Raw genomic sequence first — 23539 nt, 5'->3', positions numbered from 1 at the left:
CAGGCCCGTCACGGCGGCCGGTTCTCGTCCGTCCCCGGGCCGACGGCCGCGCGCCCGGCACCGTCGCGTCCCTCCCGCTCGCCGTGACCGTTGTGGCCGTCATGGGCGTCATGGCCGTCATGGCCGTCATGGGCGGCGTGCTCGCCGTGGCCGTTATGGTCGCCGTGGTCGCCGTGGTCGCCGTCGAGCGGGACCTTCTCCCCGCCGTACGCCCTGCTCATCGCGGCGCGAAGCCTGCGGAGCGGGTGGTGCTTGCCGTCCCGCGGGACACCGTCGCCGTCCCCGTCGCCGTTCCCGGCCGCCCCCGGGAGGATCGGGACCGGCTCCTTGCCCCGCACCTGGGCCTCGATGGACTCCATGGGCGGGACGTGGACCTCGATGTACTCCCCCGTGGGCCGACGCTTGATCACACCGGTCTCCACGCCGTGCCCGAGGGCGTCGGCGTCGCGGCGCTGCAGGCCCAGGCAGATCCGGTAGGTCACGAAGTACGCCAGAGCCGGGCCGAGGAAGACCAGGCCCCGGCCGATGTAGATGATCGTGTTTATCGAGAGGCGGAAGGTCAGGGCCATCACGTCGGTGGAGGCCATCAGCCACAGGACGCCGTAGAAGGTGACCGCCGACATGCCGATCGCGGTGCGGTGCGGGTTGTTACGGAGGCGGTCCGCGAGGTTGTGCTCGCGGCGGTCCCCGGTGATCCACTGTTCGGCGAACGGATACAGGACCATCCCCAGCAGGATGATCCCCAGCGGGGCCAGCGCCGGGACGAGCACGCTCATCGGCAGCGTGAAGCCCAGGAAGTTGATCTCCCAGGAGGGCATCAGGCGCAGTGAGCCGTCCAGGAACGCCAGGTAGAAGTCGGGCTGGGAGGCCGCCGAGATGTCGGACGGCGTGTAGGGCCCGTACAGCCACACGGGGTTGATCTGGGCGAAGGCGCCCAGCAGCGCGACGACCCCGAAGGTGAACATGAAGTAGGCGCCCGACTTGGCCATGAAGGACGGGTAGGTCGGCGCGCCCACCACGTTGTCGTTGGTGCGGCCCTTGCCCGGCATCTGCGTGTGCTTCAGCACCCACGTCAGGATCAGGTGGGCGGTGATGAGCGCGAGCAGGATGCCCGGGAGGAGAAGGATGTGGATCGAGTAGAAGCGCCCGATCACGTCGTCACCGGGATACTCGCCGCCGAGGAGGAAGAAGGTGAGCCAGGTGCCGACCACCGGCAGCGACTGCGCCACCCCGGCGGTGATCCGCAGACCGGCGCCGGAGAGCAGGTCGTCGAGCAGGGAGTAGCCGGTCAGGCCCTCGAACAGGGCGAGGGCCAGCAGGGCGACGCCGATCAGCCAGTTCAGCTCGCGGGGCTTGCGGTAGGCGCCCTGGAAGAACACCCGGAGCATGTGGATCATCATGCCGCCGATGAACAACAGGGCCGCCCAGTGGTGCATCTGCCGCATCAGCAGGCCGCCGCGCACGTCGAAGCTGATGTCCAGTGACGAGATGTACGCCTCGGACATCCTGACGCCCTTGAGCGGCGCGTAGGAGCCGGTGTAGACGAGCTCCTCCATACCCGGCTTGAAGAAGAACGTCAGGAAAGTGCCGGTCAGCAGCAGGATGACGAACGAGTAGAGAGGGATCTCGCCCAGCAGGAACGTCCAGTGGTCGGGAAAGATCTTTCGCATGTTCCGCTTGAGGAATCCCGCCGCGCCGAGACGGTCGTCGACGAAACCACTCGTAGCCGCCAGACGTCCGGGCGTGCTTCTCCCGCTCATGCGCGGCCTCCGTTCTCACGGGCCTCGGCCTCGGCGTCGCCACGCCCCCGGCAACCGGAAATCGGCCGGGACGGCGAGATCCACCGTGGACGACCAGGTATTTTTCCCATCATCCACGGCGATTGGCAGGTCAGGGCAAAGCCCAGCCCGGGCTCCGGCCGCGTTGGGACCACCGTCGCGTCCCTTTCACGGCCTTGCGATCGGAACACCCACCGATCCGGCCGCACCGGGACCACCCGCCGCGTCCCGTCCGGGGCCTTGCGATCCGGACACCCACCGATCCCGCCGCGTCCCGTCCGGGGCCTTGTGACCCGGACACCCACCGATCCCGCCGCGTCCCGTTGAGGGCCTTGTGACCCAAACGTTCACCTGGTCGCGATGACGTGTCCCGCCCGCAGGGGGCATACTCCTGCACGTGCGACGCCGTTACCCCTTCCTCGACCATCCCGGCCCCCTGCCCTTCGCCCACCGGGGTGGAGCCGCCGAGGGCAGGGAGAACACCTTCGCCGCCTTCGAGCGGGCCGTCGGGCTCGGTTACACCTACCTGGAGACCGACGCGCACGCCACCGCCGACGGGGTGCTGCTCGCCTTCCACGACCACACCCTGGACCGGGTGACCGACCGCCGGGGCCGGATCGCCGAGCTGCCGTACCGGCTGGTGCGCGAGGCGCGGATCGGCGGCGTGGACGAGATCCCGCTGATGGAGGACCTGCTGGGCTCGTGGCCCGAGGCGCGCTTCAACATCGACGTCAAGGAGTCGGCGGCCATCGCCCCGCTCGCCACGGCGATCGGCCGGACCGCCTCCCACGACCGGATCTGCCTCACCTCCTTCTCCGAGGAGCGGCTCGCCAGGGCCCGCGCCGCGATCGGCCGCGACGTCTGCTCCTCGCTGGGCCCGCGCGGCGTGGCGACCCTGCGCGCCGCCGCCACCACCTCCGGGTACGGCCGCCTGCTCGCCCGCCTGGCCCGCGCCGGGGTGCCGTGCGCGCAGGTGCCGGTGGGTTTCCGCGGGCTGCGGATCACCACGCCCGCCCTGATCCGCACGGCGCACGCCCTCGGCATGCAGATCCACGTGTGGACCGTCAACCAGACCGGGGTGATGGAACGCCTGCTCGACCTCGGGGTGGACGGCCTGATGACCGACAACATCTCGGGGCTGCGCGACGTGCTGGAGTCCCGCGGCCAGTGGTATCCGGGCCGCCTCGCCGCGTAGGCACGCGAACGCGGCCCCCTGTTCCCCCCCGCCCCCGCTTTCCCCCCTCCCAACAGACCGAGGACCGCTCATGACCTCCGAACAGGCCGTCGAGGACTCCCCCCAGTCCCGGCGCCGCGAGCAGCGCGGCTGGTACTTCTACGACTGGGCGAACTCCGCCTTCCCGACCACCATCCTGACGGTCTTCCTCGGCCCGTACCTGACGACGATCGCGGAGACCGCCGCCCAGGGGCGCGAGTACGTCGACGTGATCGGGTTCGACGTGCGGCCCAGCGCCTACTACTCCTTCGTGGTGGGCTTCGCGGCCATCCTGCAGATCGTCCTGATGCCCCTGGTGGGCGCGCTGGCCGACCACACCGGCCGCAAGAAGGAGCTTCTCGGCGTCTTCGCCTACATCGGCGCCGGTGCGACCGTCTGCTTCTGGTTCGTCGCCGACGGGCGCTACCTGCTGGGCGGCGTGCTGTTCCTGGTGTCCAGCGTCGCCTTCGCCGCCGCGTTCGTGATCTACAACTCGTTCCTGCCGGAGATCTCCACGGCGGACGAGCGCGACAAGGTCTCCGCCCAGGGATGGGGCTTCGGCTATCTCGGCGGCGGCCTGCTGCTCGCCGTCCATCTGGCGCTCTTCCTCGGCCACAAGAGCTTCGGCGTCACCGAGAGCGAGGCCGTGCGCATCGCCCTGTCGTCCGCGGGCCTGTGGTGGGGCGGGTTCACGATCATCCCGCTGCTGCGGCTGCGCAACCGGCGGGCGCTCCCCTCGGGCGCGGAGAACGTGGGCCAGGCCGTGACGGGCAGCTTCCGCCAGCTGGGCCGCACGATCAGGGAGCTGCGGCGCTACCCGCTCACCCTGGGCTTCCTGGTCGCCTACCTCATCTACAACGACGGCGTGCAGACCGTCATCTCCTTCTCGGCCACCTACGCCGACAAGGAGCTCGGGCTGAGCCAGACCGTGCGGATCGGGGCGATCCTGATGGTGCAGTTCGTGGCCTTCTTCGGGGCGCTGCTGCTCGGCAGGCTCGCCGCCTCGTACGGGGCCAAGCGGGTGGTGATGGTCGCGCTGGTCGCCTGGATCGCCGTGGTGGCCGTGGCCTACTTCCTGCCCAGGGGCGCGGCCCTGCCCTTCTTCGCGCTGGGGTTCGCCATCGCGATCGTGATGGGCGGGACCCAGGCCCTGTCGCGATCACTCTTCTCCCACGTGATCCCGAAGGGCAAGGAGGCGGAGTACTACAGCCTGTACGAGATCAGTGACAAGGGCTCGACGTTCCTCGGGTCGTTCACCCTCGGCCTGGCGCTCCAGCTGACCGACAGCTATCGCCTCGGCATCATCTCTTTGGTGATCTTCTTCGTGCTCGGTTTCGTGCTGCTCGCCCTGATCAACCTGCCCAAGGCCATCAGAGCGGCCGGGAACCAGGTGCCCGAACGCATCTGAGAACACCGAGAAAAAAGGGTCCTTCGCAGACCGGGTCAAGAACGTGCGATTGGATCACCCTGTCTGTGGGAATCCACACACGGTATCAAGCGTTGTACGCCGTGGGAGACAAACCCCTCACGACGGGGCCCTCAGGAGGCATTCAGACATGGGCGAGCGTGCGCTACGCGGCACCAGACTCGGGGCGACCAGCTACGAGAACGACCGCAACACCGATCTGGCCCCGCGCCAGGAGGTGTCCTACACCTGCCCGAAGGGTCATCGATTCGACGTTCCGCTTGCCGCTGAAGCCGAGATCCCGGCGACCTGGGAGTGCCGCATGTGCGGCGCGACCGCCCTCCGGGTGGACGGCGAGGTCCCGGAGGCCAAGAAGGCCAAGCCCCCACGGACGCACTGGGACATGCTGCTGGAGCGCCGCACGATCGAGGACCTGGAGGAGGTGCTCAACGAGCGCCTGGCGATTCTACGCGCCCAGCGCCGCAAGAGCGCCTGACCGATTCCGAGAGTTCGAGAGCCGGAGACCCCCGGCCCCCACCGGGGCCGGGGGTCTCCGGCTTCCCGCCCCGCCGGGCCGGACGCGGGGAAGGTGGCCCAGTCGATTGGCAGGCGATTGGCTCTTAAGGTCGGTCCACTTTCCCCTTAGGGTCGCTCCATGACCACTACCAGCGAGGACACCGGCGGCGACGCTTCGGCGACGGTCCGTGACAAAGCCTCGGCCCTGCGGGCGCTGCACGTGCCCGGCAAGCCGCTGGTGCTGCCCAACGTCTGGGACGCCGCCTCGGCCCGCGCCGTCGAGGCCGCGGGCTTCCCGGTGATCGCCACCGGCAGCGCCGCGATCGCCCCGGTGCTCGGGTACGACGACGGCGAGGAGACCCCGGCCGGGGAGATGCTGGCCGCGATCGCCAGGATCAGCCGCTCGGTCGCCCTGCCGGTCACCGCCGACATGGAGCGCGGCTACGGGCTGGAGCCCGCGGAGCTGGTCGAGCGGCTCGTCGCCGCGGGGGCGTCCGGCTGCAACCTGGAGGACTCCGACCCCCGTACCGAGGAGATGGCCGGCGTCGACGAGCAGGTCGCGCTCCTTCGCGCCGTCAGGGACGCCGCGACCGCCGCCGGCGTGGACCTGGTGATCAACGCCCGGGTCGACACCTACCTCAACGGCACGGGCGGTGCCGAGGAGCGGCTGGCCGAGGCGGTGCGGCGGGGCCGCCGCTACCTGGAGGCGGGCGCCGACTGCGTCTATCCGATCTTCGCGAGCGAGGCGGGGGCCGTTCGCGCGCTGGTCGAGGAGATCGACGGGCCGATCAACATCCTGTTCCGTCCCGGCACGCCGTCGCTCGGCGAGCTGGCGGCCCTCGGGGTGGCCCGCGTGAGTTTCGGCCACGGCCTGCACAAGGCGGTGCAGGCGTACGCGGCCCAGATGCTCACGGCGATCCGCGACGGCGAGAGCCCCTACCCTCCCGGGCCGCCCGCTTCCTGAGCCCTCCCCGCCGCCCGGCCCGCGAAGCTCCCCGGGCGGCCCGTCCTCCGGCGCCCGGCCACCCGACCACCCGACCACCCGACCACCCTGCCCCCGGTCACCCGGCCGCCGTGGCCCCGGCTCAGAGGCGCAGTTTTCCCTGGGCGCCGCCGCGCCACTCCACCAGCAGGACGGTCGCGTCGTCCTGCAGCCTCCCGTCGTGATACTCCAGCACGCTGCGGACCAGGCGCCGCAGGGTTTCGGGCACGGGAAGGCCGTCGGCGTTGCGGCGGATGATGAAGTCGACGAAGCGCTCCAGGCCGAACTCCTGGCCCAGCCGGTTACGGGCCTCGGTCATGCCGTCGGTGTAGAGGAGGACCCGGTCGCCGGGTTCCAGCTGCTCCCTGCACAGGGTCACGGGCAGCCCCAGGCCGAGCCCCATCGGGTGGGCGGGCGGGCACCGCAGGGTGGCGACCCAGCGACCTCTCCTGATCACCACCGGTGGGTGGTGCCCGCGGTTGACCCAGGTGAACACGCCGGTGCGCATGTCCAGGTTGGCCAGGATCGCCGTGGCGAAGCGGTTGCCCAGGCCGAACTCGGCGATCAGCACCTCCTCGATCCCCTCGCTGACCTCGATGAGCCCGGCGCCCTGGCGGCGGCGGTTGCGGCAGGCGGCCACCGCGAGGTTCGCGGTCAGCCCCGCCGACGCGTCATGGCCCATCGCGTCGAAGACCCCCAGGTGGACGAACTGGCCGGACAGCGCGTAGTCGAAGGCGTCGCCGCCCAGCTCGTAGGCCGGTTCGAGCGCGGCACCGATCACCACCTCCTCGTTGGCGAAGGTGAGCGACGGCAGCAGGTTCCACTGCATCTCGGCGGCGACGTTCATCGGCCGGGTCCGTACCAGCCGGGCGTAGGAGTCGCTCTGGGAGCGCTTGCTCACCAGCAGCAGCGCGGTCATGGACGCGAGATGCCTCATGTCCTCCTGGGCCCGGCTCTCGTCCGTCCGCGGCCGGACCCTGGCGCGCAGCACCCCCAGGCGTTCGGTGCCGTCGAGCAGCGGCACCCACCAGCAGCCCGGCTCGCCCTCCGAGGGGAGCTTGGGCAGGACGCGCACCTCCTGGAAGGCCCGGCCGGCCAGCGTCCCGTCGATCCGCAGCTCGCCCTCCTCCGGCGCCGTCCCCGTGGCGGCGCCGTGGCCGGCCAGCGGGCGCAGCACGTCCTGCTGCAGGTCGGCCAGGTAGATCAGCACGTCGTACAGCCCGACGTAGGCGGCGTGCTTCTCAAGGAGGGCCGGTAGGTCCTCGACCGCGCTCATGTGGCTGGCCTCGGCCAGCCCCGCGAGCATGCTCGCGCGTCCCTCGCCGGCCCCCGTCCCGGCGTCCCCGCGATTTCCGTTCGCTCGCGGTCCAGATGGCACAGACCCCTCCACGACCACCCCTCGACGCTCACGGCACCACCGGACGGCCGGTACGAGCGGTGCGTCCGGTGCCCATCCAGGACTTCTACCCCCGCCCGGGGGGTTGACCCGGCTCCTTCCCACCCCGTTCACGGGGCCGGCCGGTCACCACTCGTCAGCCGGCAGGTCGACGCCGTTGACGCGGTCGTAGATCACCAACCCGTCGGACAGCCTGACCACGCGCACCCTTCTGGCGAGCCCGGCCGTCTCCAGGTTGCGAGCCGAGTGCACCGCGTGCCCGGGGAAATGGTAGAGGTCACGGGTGCTCCCGTGTGGTTCGTCGCGCTCGCAGGCGACCTCGTAACGGTCCTGCGGCCATATCGGAGGCGGCGTCTTGCGTCCCTGACCGGTGAGCCTGGTCATCGGCCCTCCTCCTCTTCTTGAATGTTCACTTCTCGAATGTTCACTTCACGTGAGCGGAACAGTCACCGAGTGATCGTTTCAGGCATTCGTAATCACCCCATTATGGCCATTCGGAACCTCGGAACTGTAAGGTGAGCACCCCTCGTAGTGATTGGACGGTCAGCCAATCACGGTACGGGCCCCCTCTCGACCACCCGCGCGCGCCGACCGCCCTGACCTCGGTGTGGCACGTTCCAAAATGCCTTCCGTCCGCCAGGAGTTCGCCATGCCAGCCATCGACCATTTCGCCTACGGGTTCGTCACACCGGCGGCCTCCTACATCATGTCGAGCATCGGCTGTCTGCTGGGGCTGCTGCTCGCCGCGCGGGCACGCGGTACCGAGGAGAGCTCGCCCCTGCTCTGGCTCGGCGGCGCGGCCCTGTCCATCGGCGGGACCGGCATCTGGGTGATGCACTTCATCGCGATGATGGGCTTCGACGTGCGGGGCACCTCGATCCGCTACGACGTGCCCCTGACGATCGCCTCCGCGCTGCTCGCGATCGTCGTCGTCGGCGCGGGCCTCTTCCTGGTCTCGCGCAAGGAGAACAGCACCGGCGCGCTCCTCGGCGGCGGGCTGCTGACCGGCCTGGGGGTGGCCGGGATGCACTATCTGGGCATGGCGGCCATGAACATGTCGGCGCACGTGAGCTACGACCCCCTCCTGGTCGGGTTGTCGCTGCTCATCGCCGTGGTCGCGGCGACGGTGGCGCTCTGGTTCAGCCTGCGCGTGCGCGGGGCGCTCGCCACCACCGGCGCCGCCCTGCTGATGGGGCTCGCGGTCAACGGGATGCACTACACCGGCATGTTCGCCATGGACGTCGGGGTCCACGACACCGTCACGCCGGCGAGCGGGGCACAGGGGATGGACTTCATGCTGCCCCTGCTGGTCGGGATCAGCCTGCTCACCCTCGGGCTCCTCCTGGCCATCTTCCTGTCCCCCTCCGAGCAGGAGATGCGCGAGGACGCGGAGCTCCAGGCACAGCTGCGGCGCAACCGCGCGGGTGACGGCAACGCGAGCGACGGCCGTCACCCGGCCGGACCGATGGAACCGCACGCGCAGCCGATCCGGCGGCGCGAGCCCTCCCTGTTCGACGACCACGGCCCCGGGCGCTGACCGGGCGCCCCACTGTCCGGCCGGGCAGGCCGTGGCGCTCCGGCCCGGGAAGGCCTCGGCGCTCCGGCCCGGGAAGGCCTCGGTGAAAACCCGTGGCGCCGACGGCCTCCCCGACGGCACACTGCCCGCGTGAGCGAAGCATCGGGCCGCACGTGAGCGCCCCCGTGAACGAGGCGTCGGGCCGTACGGTGAGCACCCCCGTGAACGAGGCGTCGGGCCGTACGGTGAGCACCCCCGTGAGCCAGGCGTCAGGCCGTACGGTGAGCGCCCTCGTGACGGCCGGCGGCGAGTGGCTGGGAACGGTCGGGCCGTTCCCGGTGGCCGATCCCTGGTGGGCCGAGGTCGGATCGGTCGTGGCTCACCTGGAGGGGGTGCTCGGCACGCCCGTGGTGGTACTGCGCCTGGTCGACGCCGAGGAGCGGGGCCGCGGCCCTCGCGAGGGCCACACGACCTACCACGTCGAGGTCCTCGGCCCGCCGCCGACCGGCCTGGCCTCCCTGCGGCCCGGTGATCCGGACGCGACCGGGAAGCCTCACGCGCCCGAAGACCTGACGGGCCCCGTGGCGCACCGGGCGGAGTGGGCGAAGGCCTCGGGGGTGCGCGCGGCGCTCGGCTGGGCCCGGAACGCGCTGCGCGAGGCGGGCAGGCCCGCCGAGGGGCCCGCACGGCAGGTGAAGACCTGGAACCTGGCGGGGCTGTTCCGCATCCCCACGAGCTCGGGACCGGTCTGGCTGAAGATCACTCCCGGCTTCGCCGCCGACGAGGCCCGCGCGATCGGGATGCTCGCGGCGGAGGACCCCGGCCTGGTGCCCGCGGTGGTGGCGGCCGACACCCCGAACCGGCGGGTGCTCCTGGAGCACGTGCCCGGCGACGGCTGTCACGACGCGCCCCGGGAGATCGTCACCGGGGCGGTGAGCCGGCTGGCGAGGGCACAGGCGGCTCACGCCGCGCGCGGGGGCGGGCGGCCCGACGGGCTGCTCGACCGCACCCCCGCCGCCATGGCCGCCCTGGTGGGCGGGCTGCTCGACGGCGAGGCGGGCGGCGACCTGGACACCGGGGAGCTGCGCCTGGCCCACCGGCTGGCCGGCCGCCTGCCGTCCCTGGTCGCCGCGCTGGAGTCCTGCGGCCTGCCGTGCACGCTGGTGCACGGCGACTTCCACCCGGGCAACTGGGTGTCGGGGCCGCGCGGCACCGTCGTGCTCGACCTGGCCGACAGCCACTACGGCCACCCCGCCCTCGACGGGCTGCGGCCCCGCGACTTCCTGCCCGCCGACCGCTGGGAGGCGGCCGCGGACGCCTGGTGCGCGACGTGGGCGGCGAGCGTCCCCGGCTGCGACCCGGCCCGCGCGCTGATCCTGGCGGAGCCGCTGCAGCATCTCGCGTACGCCCTCCGCTACCAGGAGTTCCTCGACAACATCGAGTTCAGCGAGCGGCGCTATCACGAGGGTGACCCGGCGCAGGCCGTTCGCGCGGCCGTGGCGGCCGCCGAGGCGATCGGGGTCCTCTGAGGGGGTCTCCCCCTCGGCGTCCTCCGGGGTGACCACGCCCTCGGGGCGGTCGGCCCGTCACTCACCCGCGCACAGCGCGGGAGCCTTCTTGTGCGGGTAGACGTGGTCCAGGTCGTGGCCGGGCGGCAGGACGCAGCGGCGCTCGCCGGGCTCGGTGTGCGGGCACCGGAGCGCGTCGACGCGGCGCGGCAGCGTCTCCGTCTCCTCGCTCCCGCCGTCGACGGCGGCTTCGACGGAGGCGGCTTCGTCAGTCATGACACATGTCCTTCTGTGACGTCCGGGCCGTGACGGCCCGGCTGTGAGGGGCCGGGACGGCGGCCCGCGCGGGGCGCGTCCGGGGGCGGCACGGAACGGACCTCGCGGGGGCGCCTTCCCCGCGATCGGCCGCACGTGCGGTGCAGCGATCCATCCTCGCGAGTTCTGGATGTCCAGAACAAGTCATCGACGCTGCTCCGTTTGATCGCTTCAGGAATCGGCACCCGTGCGCCGAAGGCGCGGCGACCAGTCTTCCAGAGTTCCCCCCGCCCGCGCGAGTAGGGGAAGCACGCGATCGCCGATCGCTCGCCCGCCGTTTCGGCTCCATTCCTCGGCGGTTTCGGTCACCTCACCGCCCCGGGAGGAAGGCGTCCGCGGTCCGCGTACGATCGCCGCACTTCAGCCCGCCATAAGTCCATAAAAGCCAGCAAGACCCCCCATAACATCGCGATAGGGACTCTTTGGGAGATCCCTCCGCGAGCCTCTCCCGAATACCTTGACATCACCCCTCACAAGGAGTGTTCATGTTACGTCGAGGTACCCTCCTGACCGGCGCCGCTACCGTGGCCCTGTACCTGGTCGCCACCGTGGCGCCCGCCGTCGCAGCATCCGCCCCCCCTGCCCCCCAGCCTCCGGCAGCCATGCTGGACGCCCTCCAGCGCGACCTCGGCCTCACCGCCGAGCAGGCCGTCCAGCGCCTGGCCAACGAGCACCGCGCGGCCGCCTCCGAGGCCGCCCTGACCCAGGAGCTCGGCGCCGAGTACGCCGGTGCCTGGCTCAACGGAGACGCCTCCCAGCTCTCCGTGGCGACCACCGACGCCGCCGACGCGGGTGCCATCAGGGCCAAGGGCGCGCAGCCCGTGATCGTCGGCCGCTCCCTCGCCAGCCTCGAGGCCGTCAAGGCCAAGCTCGACGGGGCGTCGGCGGAGGCGAAGGCGGGCGCGTCCGTCTGGTACGTCGACGTCACGACCAACAGCGTCGTGATCCTCGCCGGCAGCCAGGCCGCGGGCGAGGCCCTCGCCGCCGCCGCGGGCGCCGACAAGGGTGTCGTGAAGGTGGTGCCCTCCACCGAGAAGCCCGAGGCCTTCATCAACATCATCGGCGGCAACGCCTACTACATCGGCGGCAGCCGCTGCAGCATCGGCTTCTCCGCGCGCCGTGGCAGCGCCCCCGGCTTCGTGACCGCCGGTCACTGCGGCAGGGCCGGCGCCGTCACCAGCAGCCCCTCCGGCTCCTTCTACGGCTCGTCGTTCCCCGGCAACGACTACGCCTGGGTCTCCACCCCCGGCCACACCATGACCCCCTACGTCCGCGGCTCCGGCGGCGCCAACGTCACCGTGCGCGGCTCCACCCAGGCCTCGGTCGGATCCTCGATCTGCCGCTCCGGCTCCACCACCGGCTGGCGCTGCGGCACCATCCAGCAGCACGGCGCCAGCGTGACCTACTCGCAGGGCACGGTGAGCGGCCTGACCCGCACCAGCGCGTGCGCCCAGCCCGGCGACTCCGGCGGCTCGTTCATCTCCGGCAGCCAGGCCCAGGGTGTCACCTCCGGCGGCTCGGGCAACTGCAGCGTCGGCGGCACGACCTACCACCAGCCGGTCAACGAGATCCTCTCGGCGTACGGGCTGACGCTCGTCACCGGCTGATCTCGCCTCCTCACCAGCTGCTCCTCGTGAGCAACCCCCCGATGGCCGAGGAGGCCCGCTAAAAATGTCGAGAATCATTCGCTTCGGCGTCGCCCTCATCCTGGGGCTGGCCTTCCTGGTGACGGTCACCCCCGCCCAGGCCGCGCCCGCCCACGCGGCGGACGCCCGGACGGCAGTGGTTCGCGTGCTCAGGTACGACGCGAGCAGGGCCGCGGAGTTCCGGTCCGCCGTGAACCAGGCGGCCCAGATCTGGAACTCCAGCGTCTCGAACGTACAACTGGTGGCCGGCAGTCCCGCGGACTTCGTGGTGATCGCCGACAACGGCTGGCCCCGTGCGCAGCCCACCAGCCTGGGACGCGGAACCGTGTGGATGGGGCGGCAGGCGACCGCTCAGGGTCACAACCCGCTGCGGATCGCCACCCACGAGATCGGCCACATCCTGGGCCTGCCCGACCGGCGTACCGGTCGGTGCACGGACCTGATGTCCGGCGCGAGCGCGGGTACGAGCTGCACCAACGCCAACCCGAACGCGGCGGAGAGAGCTGAGGTCCAGCGCAACTTCGCCGGCTCCACCCCGTCGATCGACTTCGGTCGGATCTACGTCGACAGCCCGGAGCTCGTGGCGTCCCCGTCCTAGACAGACGCCCGCGAGTACCTCGCCGGTCCGGCCGCCCCCTCGGCCGGGCCGGCGAACCCGTGTCCGGGGACCGGCGAGGAACCCGCTCCCGGCGACCCGGCACGGATCTGCCGGAATGTCCCCCACCGCGGGAGTCCGGCGTCGGGGAGGCCGCCTGAAACGGACCGGGGAAGCCTCCCCGCCGCAGGTCAGAGAAGCTTCTCGAAGCAGAGGGAGCCGGGGAGCCGCTCGTAGGGAGGGAAGACGGGGATGCGGGTGTAGCCCTCCCGCTCGTACATCCTCACCGCGTCCGGCTGGCGGGGACCGGTCTGCAGGACGACCCGGGGCGCGCCCAGCGCGCGGGCCGCGTCCTCGGCGGCGGCCAGCAGGGCCCGCGCCACGCGGGTGCCCCGGTGGGACGGGGTCACGAACATCCGCTTGAGCTCGACGTCGTCACCGAGCGCGCGCAGCGCCACGTGGCCGACCGCGACGCCCTCCGCGTAGGCGACCCCGGTGTAGGCGACGGTCTCCGGCTCGACGTTCATGCCCTTGGGCACGAGTCCGGCGACGGCGAGCACGTCGGCGTAGCGGGCGTCCATCTCCTCCGTCATGGCTCGCCGGAGCGCCACGGCCGCCGTGTCCTCCCAGCCGACCGGCCTGACCTCGACCAGGCCGGTTCCCTGCGCGAATGCGGTCATGTGTGAAACCGCCCCTCTCCCCGTTCTCGCGGCCACGGGCCGTCCCGGGCCCGCCGTGGCGCGTGTCGCGCCGGCACGCCCTCGCGACCCCGGGTCGCCCGAAATCCCGACTTAAAAGGTAGAAAAATAGGATTTTACTGTCAACGCCCACGGCAGGATCTCACGGCGCGGCGCGACGGCCACGCGGGGGGCACGAGGGGCACAAGGGTCGGCCGCCGGTCACGGGGGAAGGATCCAGGAATGACCAGTTCTCACATCAGCGTCTCGGTGGACGCGCACGTCCCGCCGGAACGGGTGTTCGCCGTGCTGACCAATTGGCCGAGACATGACGAGTGGATGATCCTGACCCGGGCGCGCGTCACCGCCGGGAACGGTCACAGCGTCGGGAGCCGGTTGGAGGCCTTCACCGGGGTGGGGCCCGCCGGGTTCCTCGACACCATGGAGATCACCGACTGGGACCCGCCGAGGAGCGTGGGGGTCCGGCACACCGGATGGCCGGTGCGCGGCACCGGGGTCTTCCGCGTGCTGCCCCGCGAGGGCGGCAGCACGATCGTCTGGGAGGAGGAGCTCGACGTGCCGTTCGGCGCGGCCGGGCGTCTCGGCTGGCAGGTGATCAAGCCGTTGAACGAGGTCCTGTTCCGGTTCTCGCTGCACCGCCTGGCCGCGCTCAGCGGCCGGTGAGACGGCGGTGGTGAATCATCGGCCGCCGCGCCGCCCGGCCGCGCTCAGCGATCGGTGAGACCCCGGCCGGAGTCTCCCGGACCGCCCGGCGCTCCGGTGCCGCCCGGCTCGTCGCGGACGACCTCGCCGTGGACGACCGGCCCGGAGCCGGGGGGCCTGCCCGCGTCGCGCAGCACGTCGAAGGGCGAGCCCGCGCCGCCGAACGGCGAGCCGCCGAGCCCGGCGCCCGCCGAGCTCCTGGCGACGAGGGTGCGGACCCGGCGGGCGAAGAACCAGGACCCGAGCCTGCGGACCAGCGGCCGGGTGAACGGCAGCAGGCACAGGAAGCCGAGGACGTCCGTGAGGAACCCCGGCGTGAGCAGCAGCGTGCCGCCCACCAGGATCAGCGCGCCGTCGGCGAGCTCGCGGTCGGGCATCCGGCCGCTCTGCAGGGCGCCCTGGAGGTTGCGCCAGGCCCGGCGGCCCTCGCGGCGCACGATCCAGGCGCCGAGCAGGCTGTCGGCGAGCAGAATGGCCACCGTCGGCCACCCGCCGATGACCTGGCCGACCTGGATGAGCACCCATATCTCGAGGACGGGCACCACGAGGAAGGTCAGGAACAGCAGAATGCGCATTTTCGCCTCAACTCGTGCGACAGCCGTACGACATGAACAACGTCTCGGGGTGGCGGCGCGTTCCGCGTTCGCTCAGCGTGGACGGCGTCCTCAGCGGACTCTCAGGATCGCGCCCCCGGAGGGTCCGGCGGCCTCGCGGGAGCGCCCCGCACGCCCCGGCGCGGGAGCCGCGGGCTAGCGGGCGGCGGGGCCGCGGAGCCGGCGCTCGCGGCGGCGGCGCAGGCGGGAGGGCAGGCCGGTGACACCCCAGACGGTGACCCGCCACAGGGCCTCGAACACGATGCCGCGGCTCATCTTGCTGGCCCCGACGGTGCGCTCCACGAAGGTGATCGGCACCTCCTTGACGCGCATCCCGCAGACGGCCGTACGCAGGGTGAGGTCCACCTGGAAGCAGTAGCCCCGCGACTCGACGTCGTCCAGGCTGATCCTCTCCAGGGCCGAGGCGCGGTAGGCGCGGTAGCCGGCGGTGGCGTCCCGGACCGGGAGGCCGAGCACGAGGCGGGTGTAGATGTTGGCGCCGCGCGACAGGAACTCCCGTGAGGCCGGCCAGTTGACGACCTTGCCGCCGGGCACCCAGCGGGAGCCGATCGCCAGGTCGGCCCCCTTGGCGAGCGCCTCCAGCAGCTTGGGCAGCGCCTCCGGCGGGTGGGAGCCGTCGGCGTCTATCTCCACCAGGACGCCGTAGCCCTCCTTCAGGCCCCAGCGGAAGCCCGCGATGTAGGCGGCGCCCAGGCCCTGCTTGGCCGGCCGGTGCAGCACGTGGACGTGGTCGTCGTCGGCCGCCAGCTGGTCGGCGATCTTTCCGGTGCCGTCGGGGCTGTCGTCGTCCGCGATCAGGAGGTGGGCCTCGGGCACGGCCTCGCGCAGCCGCCGGGTGATCAGCGGCAGGTTCTCCCGCTCGTTGTACGTCGGGACGATGACGAGCACCCGACCAAGCATCCGCTCCATCACGCGTCTCCCACCTGCTGATCATCCTCCCGGTTCACGGAGTGCCCCACGCCGGGCCTCCGGCGCCGCCAGGCGGCGGCCACCGCACCCGCACCCACAAGTATCAAGGCCCATTCGGGCAGCGCGCCCACGCGGGTGGCGAGGGTTCGCGCGGTCCTGACCGGAACGGTCAGGACGTTCATGGCCGGCACCAGCTCGCCGGTACGCCAGGCGATCGAACCGTCTGGGGTCACATATGCCGATATGCCGGTAATCGCAGAAGTGATCACCGCTCGATTGTGCTCCACGGCGCGCAGCTGGGACATGGCGAGTTGCTGCGGCGGCAGGTTGGTCAGGGCGTAGGTGGCGTTGTTGGTCTGCACCACCAGCGGCGTGGCACCGGTCCTGGCGGTGTCGCCCACGATGCCGTCGAAGGCCACCTCGTAGCAGTTGATCGCGCCGACGGTCACCGGGCCCAGCTTGAGATCGCCGTCGCGGGTGCCCGCCACCGACTGCCTGCCGACCAGGGAGGCCCGCTCGAACAGGGCCAGCACGAGCCCCTGGAGCGGGGTGAACTCCCCGAAGGGGACCAGCTGCTGCTTGTCGTAGTAGGCGCCGGGGCCGGTGACCGGGTCCCAGACGATGCTGCGGGTCGCCCGGTTGCTCTCGCCGATCCTGACCACGGCGCCGACCAGGACGGGAACCCCGACGTCCTTGACCGCCGCGTCGATCTCGCGCCGGGCGAACTCGTCGCTCAGCGGGTCGATGTCGGTGGAGTTCTCCGGCAGCACGACCAGGTCGGGGCGGGGTGTCCTGCCCTCCCTGACGTCCCGCGCCATCTGGTGGAGCATCCGGGTGTGGTTGCCGAGGACCACGGCGGGCTCGTCTCCCAGGGGGTGCATGCCCCGGCCGGGGACGTTGCCCTGGATGACGCCGACGGTCACGCTCCTGCCCTCGTCGCCGTACCGGGGAACGGCCAGGGTCGCGGCCGGCACGGCCAGCGCCCCGGCGAGCGGCAGGGCCAGCGCCCGCCCCCAGCGCCCGTCACGGGCGCGGCGAGGGACGGCGGACGCGGACGGGCCCGAGGACACGGGCGGCACCGGGGCCGGGAGCGAGCGGGAGGCCGCGGCCTCGGGGGCGACCGCCGGCGAAGGAGCGAGCGGCGAAGGAGAGAGGTCCGGGAGCGAGGAGGCGGCCGGGAACGAGCGCACCGCCGCCAGGGCGAGCAGGCCGCCGCACAGGGCCACCGCGAAGCTCACCAGCGGCGCCCCGCCGAGCGCGGCGTACGGGGTGAAGATCGACTCCCCCTGGCTGAAGGCCACCCGCGCCCAGGGGAATCCGCCGAAGGGGAACTGTCCCCGCGCCCACTCGGCCGCCACCCAGAGCGCGGCGCTCCACAACGGCCACAGGCGCAACCGGGTCACCAGGGCGACTCCCGCCCCCCAGAGGGCGTAGAAGGCGCTCTCCATGGCCACCAGGCCCAGCCAGGCGTCGGTGCCGATCGGGCTCACCCAGTGCAGGCCGGGCAGCAGCAGGCCGAGTCCGGTCAGGAGGCCGAGCCAGGTGCCCCGGCGCGGGCGGGTGCCACGGACCGCCAGGACCGCCAGGGCCATGCCGAGCGGCGAGAGGAACCAGAGCCCGAGCGGCGGGAAGGCGAGGAACATCAGCAGCCCACCGGACACCGCGCCCGCGACGCGGGCGGGCAGCGCCAGGCGCGAGGCGGGGGACGGGGCGAGGGGCGGGACCTCCGCGCCGGGCGAACCCTCACCGGGCCCGCCCGCCGAACCGTTCACGGCCCCACTCCCCGGACCGGCCGCCGAACCGTTCACGGCCCCACTCCCCGGACCGGCCGCCGAATCATCCGCGGAACCGATCTCCGGAGCGCCCGCCGGACCGTGCGCGGGAACGGCCTCGGGAACCCGCGCGGGACCGGCCGCCGGGCCGTTCGCGGGATCGCCCGCCGCGGACCTCTCCGGTACCGGAGCGGCCGTCTTGTCCTGCACCACGGGCGGGGCTCCTTGCGATGTCGTGCGGGCGGGTGGCGCCCGGGTCCTCCCGGTCGGTCTTCCCCGCCGGAACGCCGGTCTTCCTAGCCGGAACGCTACCGCCCGGAAGGCACGCCCCCAAAAGCTCCCCACCACATTAACCAGGAGAACCAGAAATAACGCTAAAGCACTTTAAATCCGACAAATACCGCTGTAAACGGCTCCAGACGCGGCAACGGGGCGGCCCGGGGTGCCCTTCGACACCCCGGGCCGCCCCGACGCTTGCGGCGCTCGCACGGGAGCGGGAAGAGGGCCCGGACGACCCTTCGGACCGGTTCCGTCCCGTCGGCGGCGAGCGCGGATTGCCGTTGTCTACTGGGTGCCCGGACCCCTCCTGGGTCCAACCCCCCGCCCGGAAGGAGTGCCCCGCCTCGACGGACTGCCGGTCCTGCGCCTGGCTGTACGGACGGGGTGAACCCCGTCACGGGCGCAGGAGACGGCGATGTCGAATGGCGGCCGACCGGCCAGTCCCGTGCTGGACTGGGCAGCAAACTACCGAGCCCAGCGCAGATGTCAACCGTGTCACTAACTGCGGAAACATCAAGTTTTCGCAGCTGGGACATGATCGACGAGAGCCGTCAATGGTCTCATGTGATCCGATGTCCCTCAAGTCGAGCGAGCGCGTCGGGAAGCGGACCGTCGTGCACGACGCCAAGCCGCTGGGTGGCGCGGGTCAGCGCCACGTAAAGGTCGCTCGCCCCGCGCGGGGACTCGCCCAGGATCAGCTCCGGTTCGACCACGACGACCGCGTCGAACTCCAGCCCCTTGGCCTCGGCGACGGTCAGCACCGCCACCTGCGCGTCCAGGGCCGCCGCGCCCGGCCCGGCGACCGCGCCCTCGACGGATCGCACCACGACCTCCCCGTACTCCCCGGCGCGCGACTCGGGGACGATCACGACGAGCCGCCCGCCCTCGACGACCTCGGCCTTGACCACCTCGCCGAGGGAGGCCGTCGGGGAGGCCGCCCACGGGCGCGCCCCCGTCTCCCTGACCGAGGCCGGGGCGGTCAGCCCAGGGTCGACCAGGGTGAGCACGTCGGCGGCCACGGCCATCAGCTCGGCCGGGGTGCGGTAGTTGACGCTGAGGGTCTCCTCGCGCCAGCGTCCCGAGACGTACGGGTCGAGGACCCGGCCCCAGGAGCGCGCCCCGGCCGACGAGCCGGTCTGGGCCAGGTCGCCGACGATCGTCATCGACCGCGTCGGGCAGCGGCGCATCAGCATCCGCCAGTCCATCGGCGACAGCTCCTGCGCCTCGTCGACGATGACGTGGCCGAAGGCCCAGGTGCGGTCGGCCGCCGCGCGCTCGGCGGTGGTCAGGAAGACGTCGTCGCCGAGGTGGCGGGCGGCGAACTTCTCGGCGTCCATGATGTCGGACAGGCCGGTCAGCTCCAGGACCTCCTTGGCGTAGGCGAGCTGGTGCTGCCGCTCGTCGAGCGCGGCGGCGCGCTGCGCGGCCTGCTCCTCCTCGGCCATCCAGGCCCCGGCCCGCAGCACCGCGGGGTCGATGTCGCCGAGCAGCTCGGCGGCCTCGTCCAGGAGCGGCACGTCGGACTCGGCCCACCAGTTCTCCCCCGTGCGGGGCGGCTCGCGCAGCATCAGCTCGCGCTCGGCCTCGCCGAACTCGGCGGCGGCGTGGTCGAGGCGCTCGCGGGAGGTGAACAGGCCGATCAGGAGCTGCTGCGGGGTGACGTAGGGCCACAGCCGGTTCAGGGCGGCCTTGACGGGCCGCTCGGTGCGGAGGTCCTCGCGGATGTCGGCGAGCTCGTCGTCGTCGATCATCCCCTTGCCGAGCTGCCTGGCGGCCTGCCGGGCGAGCGCGTTGAGCAGGTGGCGGACGAAGACGGCACGGGCCTCGTTGTGCGCCCTCTTGGAGCGGGCCGCCCGGTTGCGGGCGGCCTCCAGGACGCTGCCCTCCAGCCGGAGGGTGTAGCGGTCGAGCTTGATCTCGATCGGCTTGCGCGGCACCCGCTGCCGCTCGCGCACGGCCCGCGCGACGACCTGGGCCATCCGGGCGTCGCCCTTGACGCCGGCCACCTCGGGACGCTCCCTGCGCCCGGGGACGACCCCCGGGTACAGCTCCGAGACGGTCGACAGCAGCACGTCGGTCTCGCCCAGGGAGGGCAGCACCTGCTCGATGTAGCGCAGGAAGGTGAGGTTCGGCCCGAGGATGAGCACGCCCCTGCGGGCCAGCTTCTCCCGGTGGGTGTAGAGGAGGTACGCGGCGCGGTGCAGCGCGACCACGGTCTTGCCGGTGCCGGGACCGCCCTGCACCACCAGCACCCCGTTGAGGTCGGAGCGGATGATGCGGTCCTGCTCGGACTGGATGGTGGCGACGATGTCGCGCATCCGGCCGGTCCGCTTGGCCCCCAGGGAGGCCAGCAGCGCGGCCTCCCCGTTGAGGGTGGCCACGTCCTCCTCGGTGAGGCTGTCGAGGTCCAGGAGATCGTCGTCGATCCCGATCACCTTGCGGCCCTTGGTCTGCAGGTGGCGGCGGCGGGTGACGCCCATCGAGGCCGCCGGGGTGGCGCCGTAGAAGGGCTGCGCCACCGGCGCCCGCCAGTCGATCAGCATCCGGCGCTGGTCGTCGTCGGCCATGCCGATGCGGCCTATGTAGAGTGAGGTGTCGTCGGCGTTGTCGAGCCGGCCGAAGCACAGGCCGTTCTCGACCGCCCACAGACGGCCCAGGCGTTCGGCGTACATCCCGGCGAAGCTGTCGCGCTCGGAGCGGTTCTGATGCGTGCCGCCACTTCCGCCCTGCGCGAGGACGCCGTCCAGCTGCCGCTGGGTGCGCTCGCGCAGCAGATCGAGCCGGGCATAAAGGCAGGAAACATACTCCTGCTCCCGGGCCAGCTCGATTTGACGGGTTGCCGTCGCTCCATTATCGTTGCTAGTAATGGGATACTCCGGGCCATTGCGCTGGTTGTTATGACAAACCATCACCTTAGCAGGTCCGTCGAGAAGTCTACCCACCCCTCCGTCATCACAGCTTGATTGCGGCGCTCCTCGCCTCCTTGACGAAAATCCGCCGGGTTCCTTACATTCACTCGAAGTTAGGAAAGTTTCCTAACTTTGCGCCATCCCTGGATGCAAGGACGTACGCGGAGGATCAGTGACCCAGCCGACGCCCGGCACCCCCAGCCTGCTGCGCGCGATCAACGACCGCGCCGCCCTGCAGGCGCTGCTGGAGCGCGGCCCGCTGACCCGCCCGGAGATCGGCGCCCTCACCGGCCTGTCCAAGCCCACCGCCTCCCAGCTCCTCATCCGCCTGCAGGAGGCGGGCCTGGTCGTGCTCGACGGCATCCGCGAGGGACTGCCCGGCCGCACCGCCGAGGTCTACCGGCTCAACCCCGCCGCCGCGCACGTCGCCGCGCTGGACGTCACCCGCTCGGGCATCGACGTCAGGGTCGCCGACATCACCGGCGCCGTGGTCGGCGAGCACCACCTGCCCAGCCCCGGCCGCTCGGGCGGCGACGCGCTGGAGCGGGTCCGGGCCGCGCTGGAGGGCGCGGGCGCCCCGGCGGGGCTGCGGCGCGTGGTCATCGGCGTGCAGGGCACGATAGACCCCGGCACCGGCAAGATGGCGTACGCCACCAGCAAGGACATGCCCGGCTGGCACATCCCCGACCTGGTCCGCACCCTCGCCGACGGCCTGGGCGTGCCGGTGGCCGTGGAGAACAACGTCAACCTCGTCGCCCAGGCCGAGCAGGCGCACGGCGTGGGCCGCGGCCACCGCGACTTCGTGCTGCTCTGGGCCGACGAGGGCCTCGGCGCCGCGCTGGTCCTCGGCGGGCGGCTGCACCGGGGCGCCACCGGCGGCGCGGGAGAGGTCGGCTACATGCCCACCCCCGGCGCGCCGACCGCCAGGGAGACCGGCCGCTACGCCAACCACGGCTACCAGGCCCTCACCGGCGGCCCCGCGGTGCTGAAGATCCTGCGGTCGTACGGCGTGCGCGGCAGCGCGCCCGCGCAGGCGGTGCTGAACGCCGTGCGGTCCTCCGCCTCCACCGGCAGGCGCGCCGACGACGCCCGCGCCGGGCTGCGCGACATCGCCTCCCGGCTGGCCGTCGGGCTGGCCGCGATCACCTCCGTCGTCGACCCCGAGATCATCGTGCTGACCGGCGGCACCCTCCTGGCCGGCGGCGACACCCTGCGCGAGCTCGTCGAGCACGAGCTGCACGCGCTCACCATCCCCCGGCCCCCGCTGCTGCTGTCGACCGTCGAGGGCAATCCCGTCCTCGCCGGCGCGCTCGACCTCGCCCTCGCGACCGCCCGCGACGAGGTCTTCAGCTCCACCGTCCCCTCCTGATCCCCCGCCGCCCACCACGCAAAGCCCCGTACGGACCCCAGCCAGATCCACCGCCCCCAGGAGGCAGCCGTCGTGCACCGACGCTTTCTCACCTTCGCCCTGGCCACCCTGACGGCCGCCACCCTGACCGCCTGCACCGCGGGCACCGAGAGCGCGCCCGCGCTGGGCTCCCAGCCCAAACCCTCGGGCTCGGCCTCCGCCGCGCTGCCGGCCTCCACCATCGAGCTGTGGCACGGGTTCTCCGCGCCGGCCGAGGTCAAGGCGTTCGAGGACGCCATCGCGGGCTTCCGCACGAAGTTCCCCCAGATCACCGTCAAGCTGGTCAAGGGCGTGCAGGACGACCAGATCACCCAGGCGGTGCGCGGCGGCAAGGCGCCGGACGTCGCCTCCTCCTTCACCACCGACAACGTGGCCCAGTGGTGCCGCAGCGGAACGTTCCAGGACCTCACCCCGGTGATCAAGCAGGACGGCATCGACCTGTCCGTGCTGCCGGAGGTCTCGCGCTCCTACACCGAGTACGAGGGCAAGCGGTGCGTGATGCCGCTGCTCGCCGACGCGTACGGGCTCTACTACAACAAGGCCCTGATGAAGGGCGAGCAGCCGCCCAAGACGCTCTCGGAGCTGACCGCGCTGACCAAGAAGCTCACCGTCCGCGACGCCGACGGGAACATCAAGGTCGCCGGGTTCGTCCCGAGCTTCCAGTACTACGAGAACTCCGCCTCGCACATGGGCCCGATGGTCGGCGCCACCTGGTACAAGCCGGACGGCACCTCGGCGGTCGGCTCCGACCCGGCGTGGAAGGAGCTGCTGCGCTGGCAGAAGGAGCTCGTCGACTGGTACGGGTACGACAAGCTGGAGAAGTTCCGTAAGGGCCTGGGCCAGGAGTGGTCGGCCGACCACCCCTTCCACAAGGGCAAGATCGCCATGGTTCTGGACGGCGAGTGGCGCAACGCCATGCTCGCGGGCGAGGCCAAGCACGTCGACTACGGCACCGCGCCGCTCCCGGTCTCCGACTCCAAGCCCGACCTGTACGGCAGCGGCTTCACCGCGGGCACCGTGATCGGCGTGCCCAAGGGCGCCAAGAACCCGCAGGCCGCCTGGGAGCTGGTCAAGTATCTGACCACCGACACCTCGGCGCTGGTCACGCTCTCCAACGCGCTGCGCAACGTGCCGACCACCAAGGCGTCGCTGGAGTCGCCCGACCTGGTGAAGGACGCGAACTTCCAGACCTTCCTCGACATCTTCGCCCACCCGAAGACGAGCACGGTCCCGGCCAACGTCAACAGCACCTTCAACCAGGACTCGCTGCAGGAGTTCCTGGTCAAGTGGGAGAACGGCTCGGCCACCGACCTCGACGCCGGGCTCGCCGCGGTCGACAAGCGCCTCGACGACAAGATGAAGCTCTCCGGGGGCTGAT

The 23539-nt window shown here is 72.0% G+C and carries 20 protein-coding genes; 11 read left to right on the top strand and 9 right to left on the bottom strand.

Annotated features, from left to right (window positions below; translation table 11 throughout):
- Positions 1–8: 8 nt before the first annotated feature.
- Positions 9–1760, bottom strand: a complete 1752-nt coding sequence (qcrB, locus tag AC5L38_RS27245) for a cytochrome bc1 complex cytochrome b subunit (protein WP_495245658.1) — start codon at positions 1758–1760, stop codon at positions 9–11.
- 415 nt (positions 1761–2175) lie between these two features.
- On the opposite strand from qcrB, the gene AC5L38_RS27240 reads away from it, so the two are divergent.
- From AC5L38_RS27240 to AC5L38_RS27225, 4 genes are all read left to right on the top strand, one after another.
- Positions 2176–2973 carry a glycerophosphodiester phosphodiesterase family protein gene (locus tag AC5L38_RS27240; protein WP_495245657.1) on the top strand — a complete coding sequence of 266 codons (798 nt, stop codon included), beginning with the start codon at positions 2176–2178 and terminating at the stop codon, positions 2971–2973.
- Between the two features lie 70 nt (positions 2974–3043).
- Positions 3044–4399: an MFS transporter gene (locus tag AC5L38_RS27235; RefSeq protein WP_495245656.1), complete on the top strand. Its 1356-nt coding sequence runs from the start codon at positions 3044–3046 to the stop codon at positions 4397–4399.
- Positions 4400–4547: 148 nt separating this feature from the next.
- Entirely contained in the window at positions 4548–4892 is a 345-nt protein-coding gene (locus tag AC5L38_RS27230; RefSeq protein WP_030904469.1) for an RNA polymerase-binding protein RbpA, read from the top strand.
- 159 nt (positions 4893–5051) lie between these two features.
- Positions 5052–5876 carry an isocitrate lyase/PEP mutase family protein gene (locus AC5L38_RS27225; protein WP_495245655.1) on the top strand — a complete coding sequence of 275 codons (825 nt, stop codon included), beginning with the start codon at positions 5052–5054 and terminating at the stop codon, positions 5874–5876.
- 121 nt (positions 5877–5997) lie between these two features.
- Here the strand turns inward: AC5L38_RS27225 and AC5L38_RS27220 are convergent, their stop codons facing one another.
- A complete protein-coding gene (locus AC5L38_RS27220) occupies positions 5998–7200 on the bottom strand; it encodes a PP2C family protein-serine/threonine phosphatase (protein WP_495245654.1) in 1203 nt (400 codons plus the stop codon).
- Positions 7201–7416: 216 nt separating this feature from the next.
- Positions 7417–7674, bottom strand: coding sequence for a hypothetical protein (locus AC5L38_RS27215; RefSeq protein ID WP_495245653.1), 258 nt, complete (start codon positions 7672–7674; stop codon positions 7417–7419).
- Positions 7675–7939: 265 nt separating this feature from the next.
- Here AC5L38_RS27215 and AC5L38_RS27210 point away from each other — a divergent pair, with 265 nt between their 5' ends.
- Together AC5L38_RS27210 and AC5L38_RS27205 are read left to right on the top strand one after the other, a co-directional pair.
- Positions 7940–8827, top strand: a complete 888-nt coding sequence (locus tag AC5L38_RS27210; protein ID WP_495245652.1) for an MHYT domain-containing protein — start codon at positions 7940–7942, stop codon at positions 8825–8827.
- A gap of 152 nt (positions 8828–8979) precedes the next feature.
- The gene (locus AC5L38_RS27205) at positions 8980–10335 is read left to right on the top strand and encodes a phosphotransferase (RefSeq protein ID WP_495245651.1); all 1356 of its coding nucleotides are present in this window, start codon (positions 8980–8982) and stop codon (positions 10333–10335) included.
- Positions 10336–10392: 57 nt separating this feature from the next.
- Here AC5L38_RS27205 and AC5L38_RS27200 read toward each other — a convergent pair whose 3' ends face one another.
- On the bottom strand, positions 10393–10590 hold the full coding sequence (locus AC5L38_RS27200; protein WP_495245650.1) for a hypothetical protein: 198 nt from the start codon (positions 10588–10590) through the stop codon (positions 10393–10395).
- Positions 10591–11114: 524 nt separating this feature from the next.
- Between AC5L38_RS27200 and AC5L38_RS27195 the strand changes: the two genes are divergently transcribed.
- Both AC5L38_RS27195 and AC5L38_RS27190 read left to right on the top strand, forming a co-directional pair.
- On the top strand, positions 11115–12236 hold the full coding sequence (locus tag AC5L38_RS27195; protein ID WP_495245649.1) for a S1 family peptidase: 1122 nt from the start codon (positions 11115–11117) through the stop codon (positions 12234–12236).
- A 64-nt stretch (positions 12237–12300) separates the two neighbouring features.
- The gene (locus AC5L38_RS27190) at positions 12301–12873 is read left to right on the top strand and encodes a snapalysin family zinc-dependent metalloprotease (RefSeq protein ID WP_495245648.1); all 573 of its coding nucleotides are present in this window, start codon (positions 12301–12303) and stop codon (positions 12871–12873) included.
- 188 nt (positions 12874–13061) lie between these two features.
- Here the strand turns inward: AC5L38_RS27190 and AC5L38_RS27185 are convergent, their stop codons facing one another.
- Positions 13062–13550: a GNAT family N-acetyltransferase gene (locus AC5L38_RS27185; protein ID WP_495245647.1), complete on the bottom strand. Its 489-nt coding sequence runs from the start codon at positions 13548–13550 to the stop codon at positions 13062–13064.
- A gap of 240 nt (positions 13551–13790) precedes the next feature.
- On the opposite strand from AC5L38_RS27185, the gene AC5L38_RS27180 reads away from it, so the two are divergent.
- Positions 13791–14231 carry an SRPBCC family protein gene (locus tag AC5L38_RS27180; RefSeq protein ID WP_495245646.1) on the top strand — a complete coding sequence of 147 codons (441 nt, stop codon included), beginning with the start codon at positions 13791–13793 and terminating at the stop codon, positions 14229–14231.
- Between the two features lie 44 nt (positions 14232–14275).
- Here AC5L38_RS27180 and AC5L38_RS27175 read toward each other — a convergent pair whose 3' ends face one another.
- The 4 genes from AC5L38_RS27175 to AC5L38_RS27160 form a co-directional block, all read right to left on the bottom strand.
- Positions 14276–14845 carry an FxsA family protein gene (locus tag AC5L38_RS27175; protein ID WP_495245645.1) on the bottom strand — a complete coding sequence of 190 codons (570 nt, stop codon included), beginning with the start codon at positions 14843–14845 and terminating at the stop codon, positions 14276–14278.
- Positions 14846–15019: 174 nt separating this feature from the next.
- A complete protein-coding gene (locus tag AC5L38_RS27170; RefSeq protein ID WP_495245644.1) occupies positions 15020–15793 on the bottom strand; it encodes a polyprenol monophosphomannose synthase in 774 nt (257 codons plus the stop codon).
- Positions 15793–17436 carry an apolipoprotein N-acyltransferase gene (lnt, locus tag AC5L38_RS27165; protein ID WP_495245774.1) on the bottom strand — a complete coding sequence of 548 codons (1644 nt, stop codon included), beginning with the start codon at positions 17434–17436 and terminating at the stop codon, positions 15793–15795. Before lnt ends, AC5L38_RS27170 begins: the two co-directional genes overlap by 1 nt.
- Positions 17437–18404: 968 nt before the next feature.
- Positions 18405–20753: a HelD family protein gene (locus AC5L38_RS27160; RefSeq protein WP_495245773.1), complete on the bottom strand. Its 2349-nt coding sequence runs from the start codon at positions 20751–20753 to the stop codon at positions 18405–18407.
- A gap of 172 nt (positions 20754–20925) precedes the next feature.
- Between AC5L38_RS27160 and AC5L38_RS27155 the strand changes: the two genes are divergently transcribed.
- Together AC5L38_RS27155 and AC5L38_RS27150 are read left to right on the top strand one after the other, a co-directional pair.
- On the top strand, positions 20926–22122 hold the full coding sequence (locus tag AC5L38_RS27155) for an ROK family transcriptional regulator (protein WP_495245643.1): 1197 nt from the start codon (positions 20926–20928) through the stop codon (positions 22120–22122).
- Between the two features lie 72 nt (positions 22123–22194).
- On the top strand, positions 22195–23538 hold the full coding sequence (locus tag AC5L38_RS27150; RefSeq protein ID WP_495245642.1) for an extracellular solute-binding protein: 1344 nt from the start codon (positions 22195–22197) through the stop codon (positions 23536–23538).
- The last annotated feature ends 1 nt before the right edge of the window (position 23539 follow it).

This window comes from Streptosporangium nanhuense, from assembly GCF_059358815.1.
The sequence above is the reverse complement of the archived record's forward strand: the minus strand, read 5'-3'. Positions and strand labels throughout refer to the sequence as shown.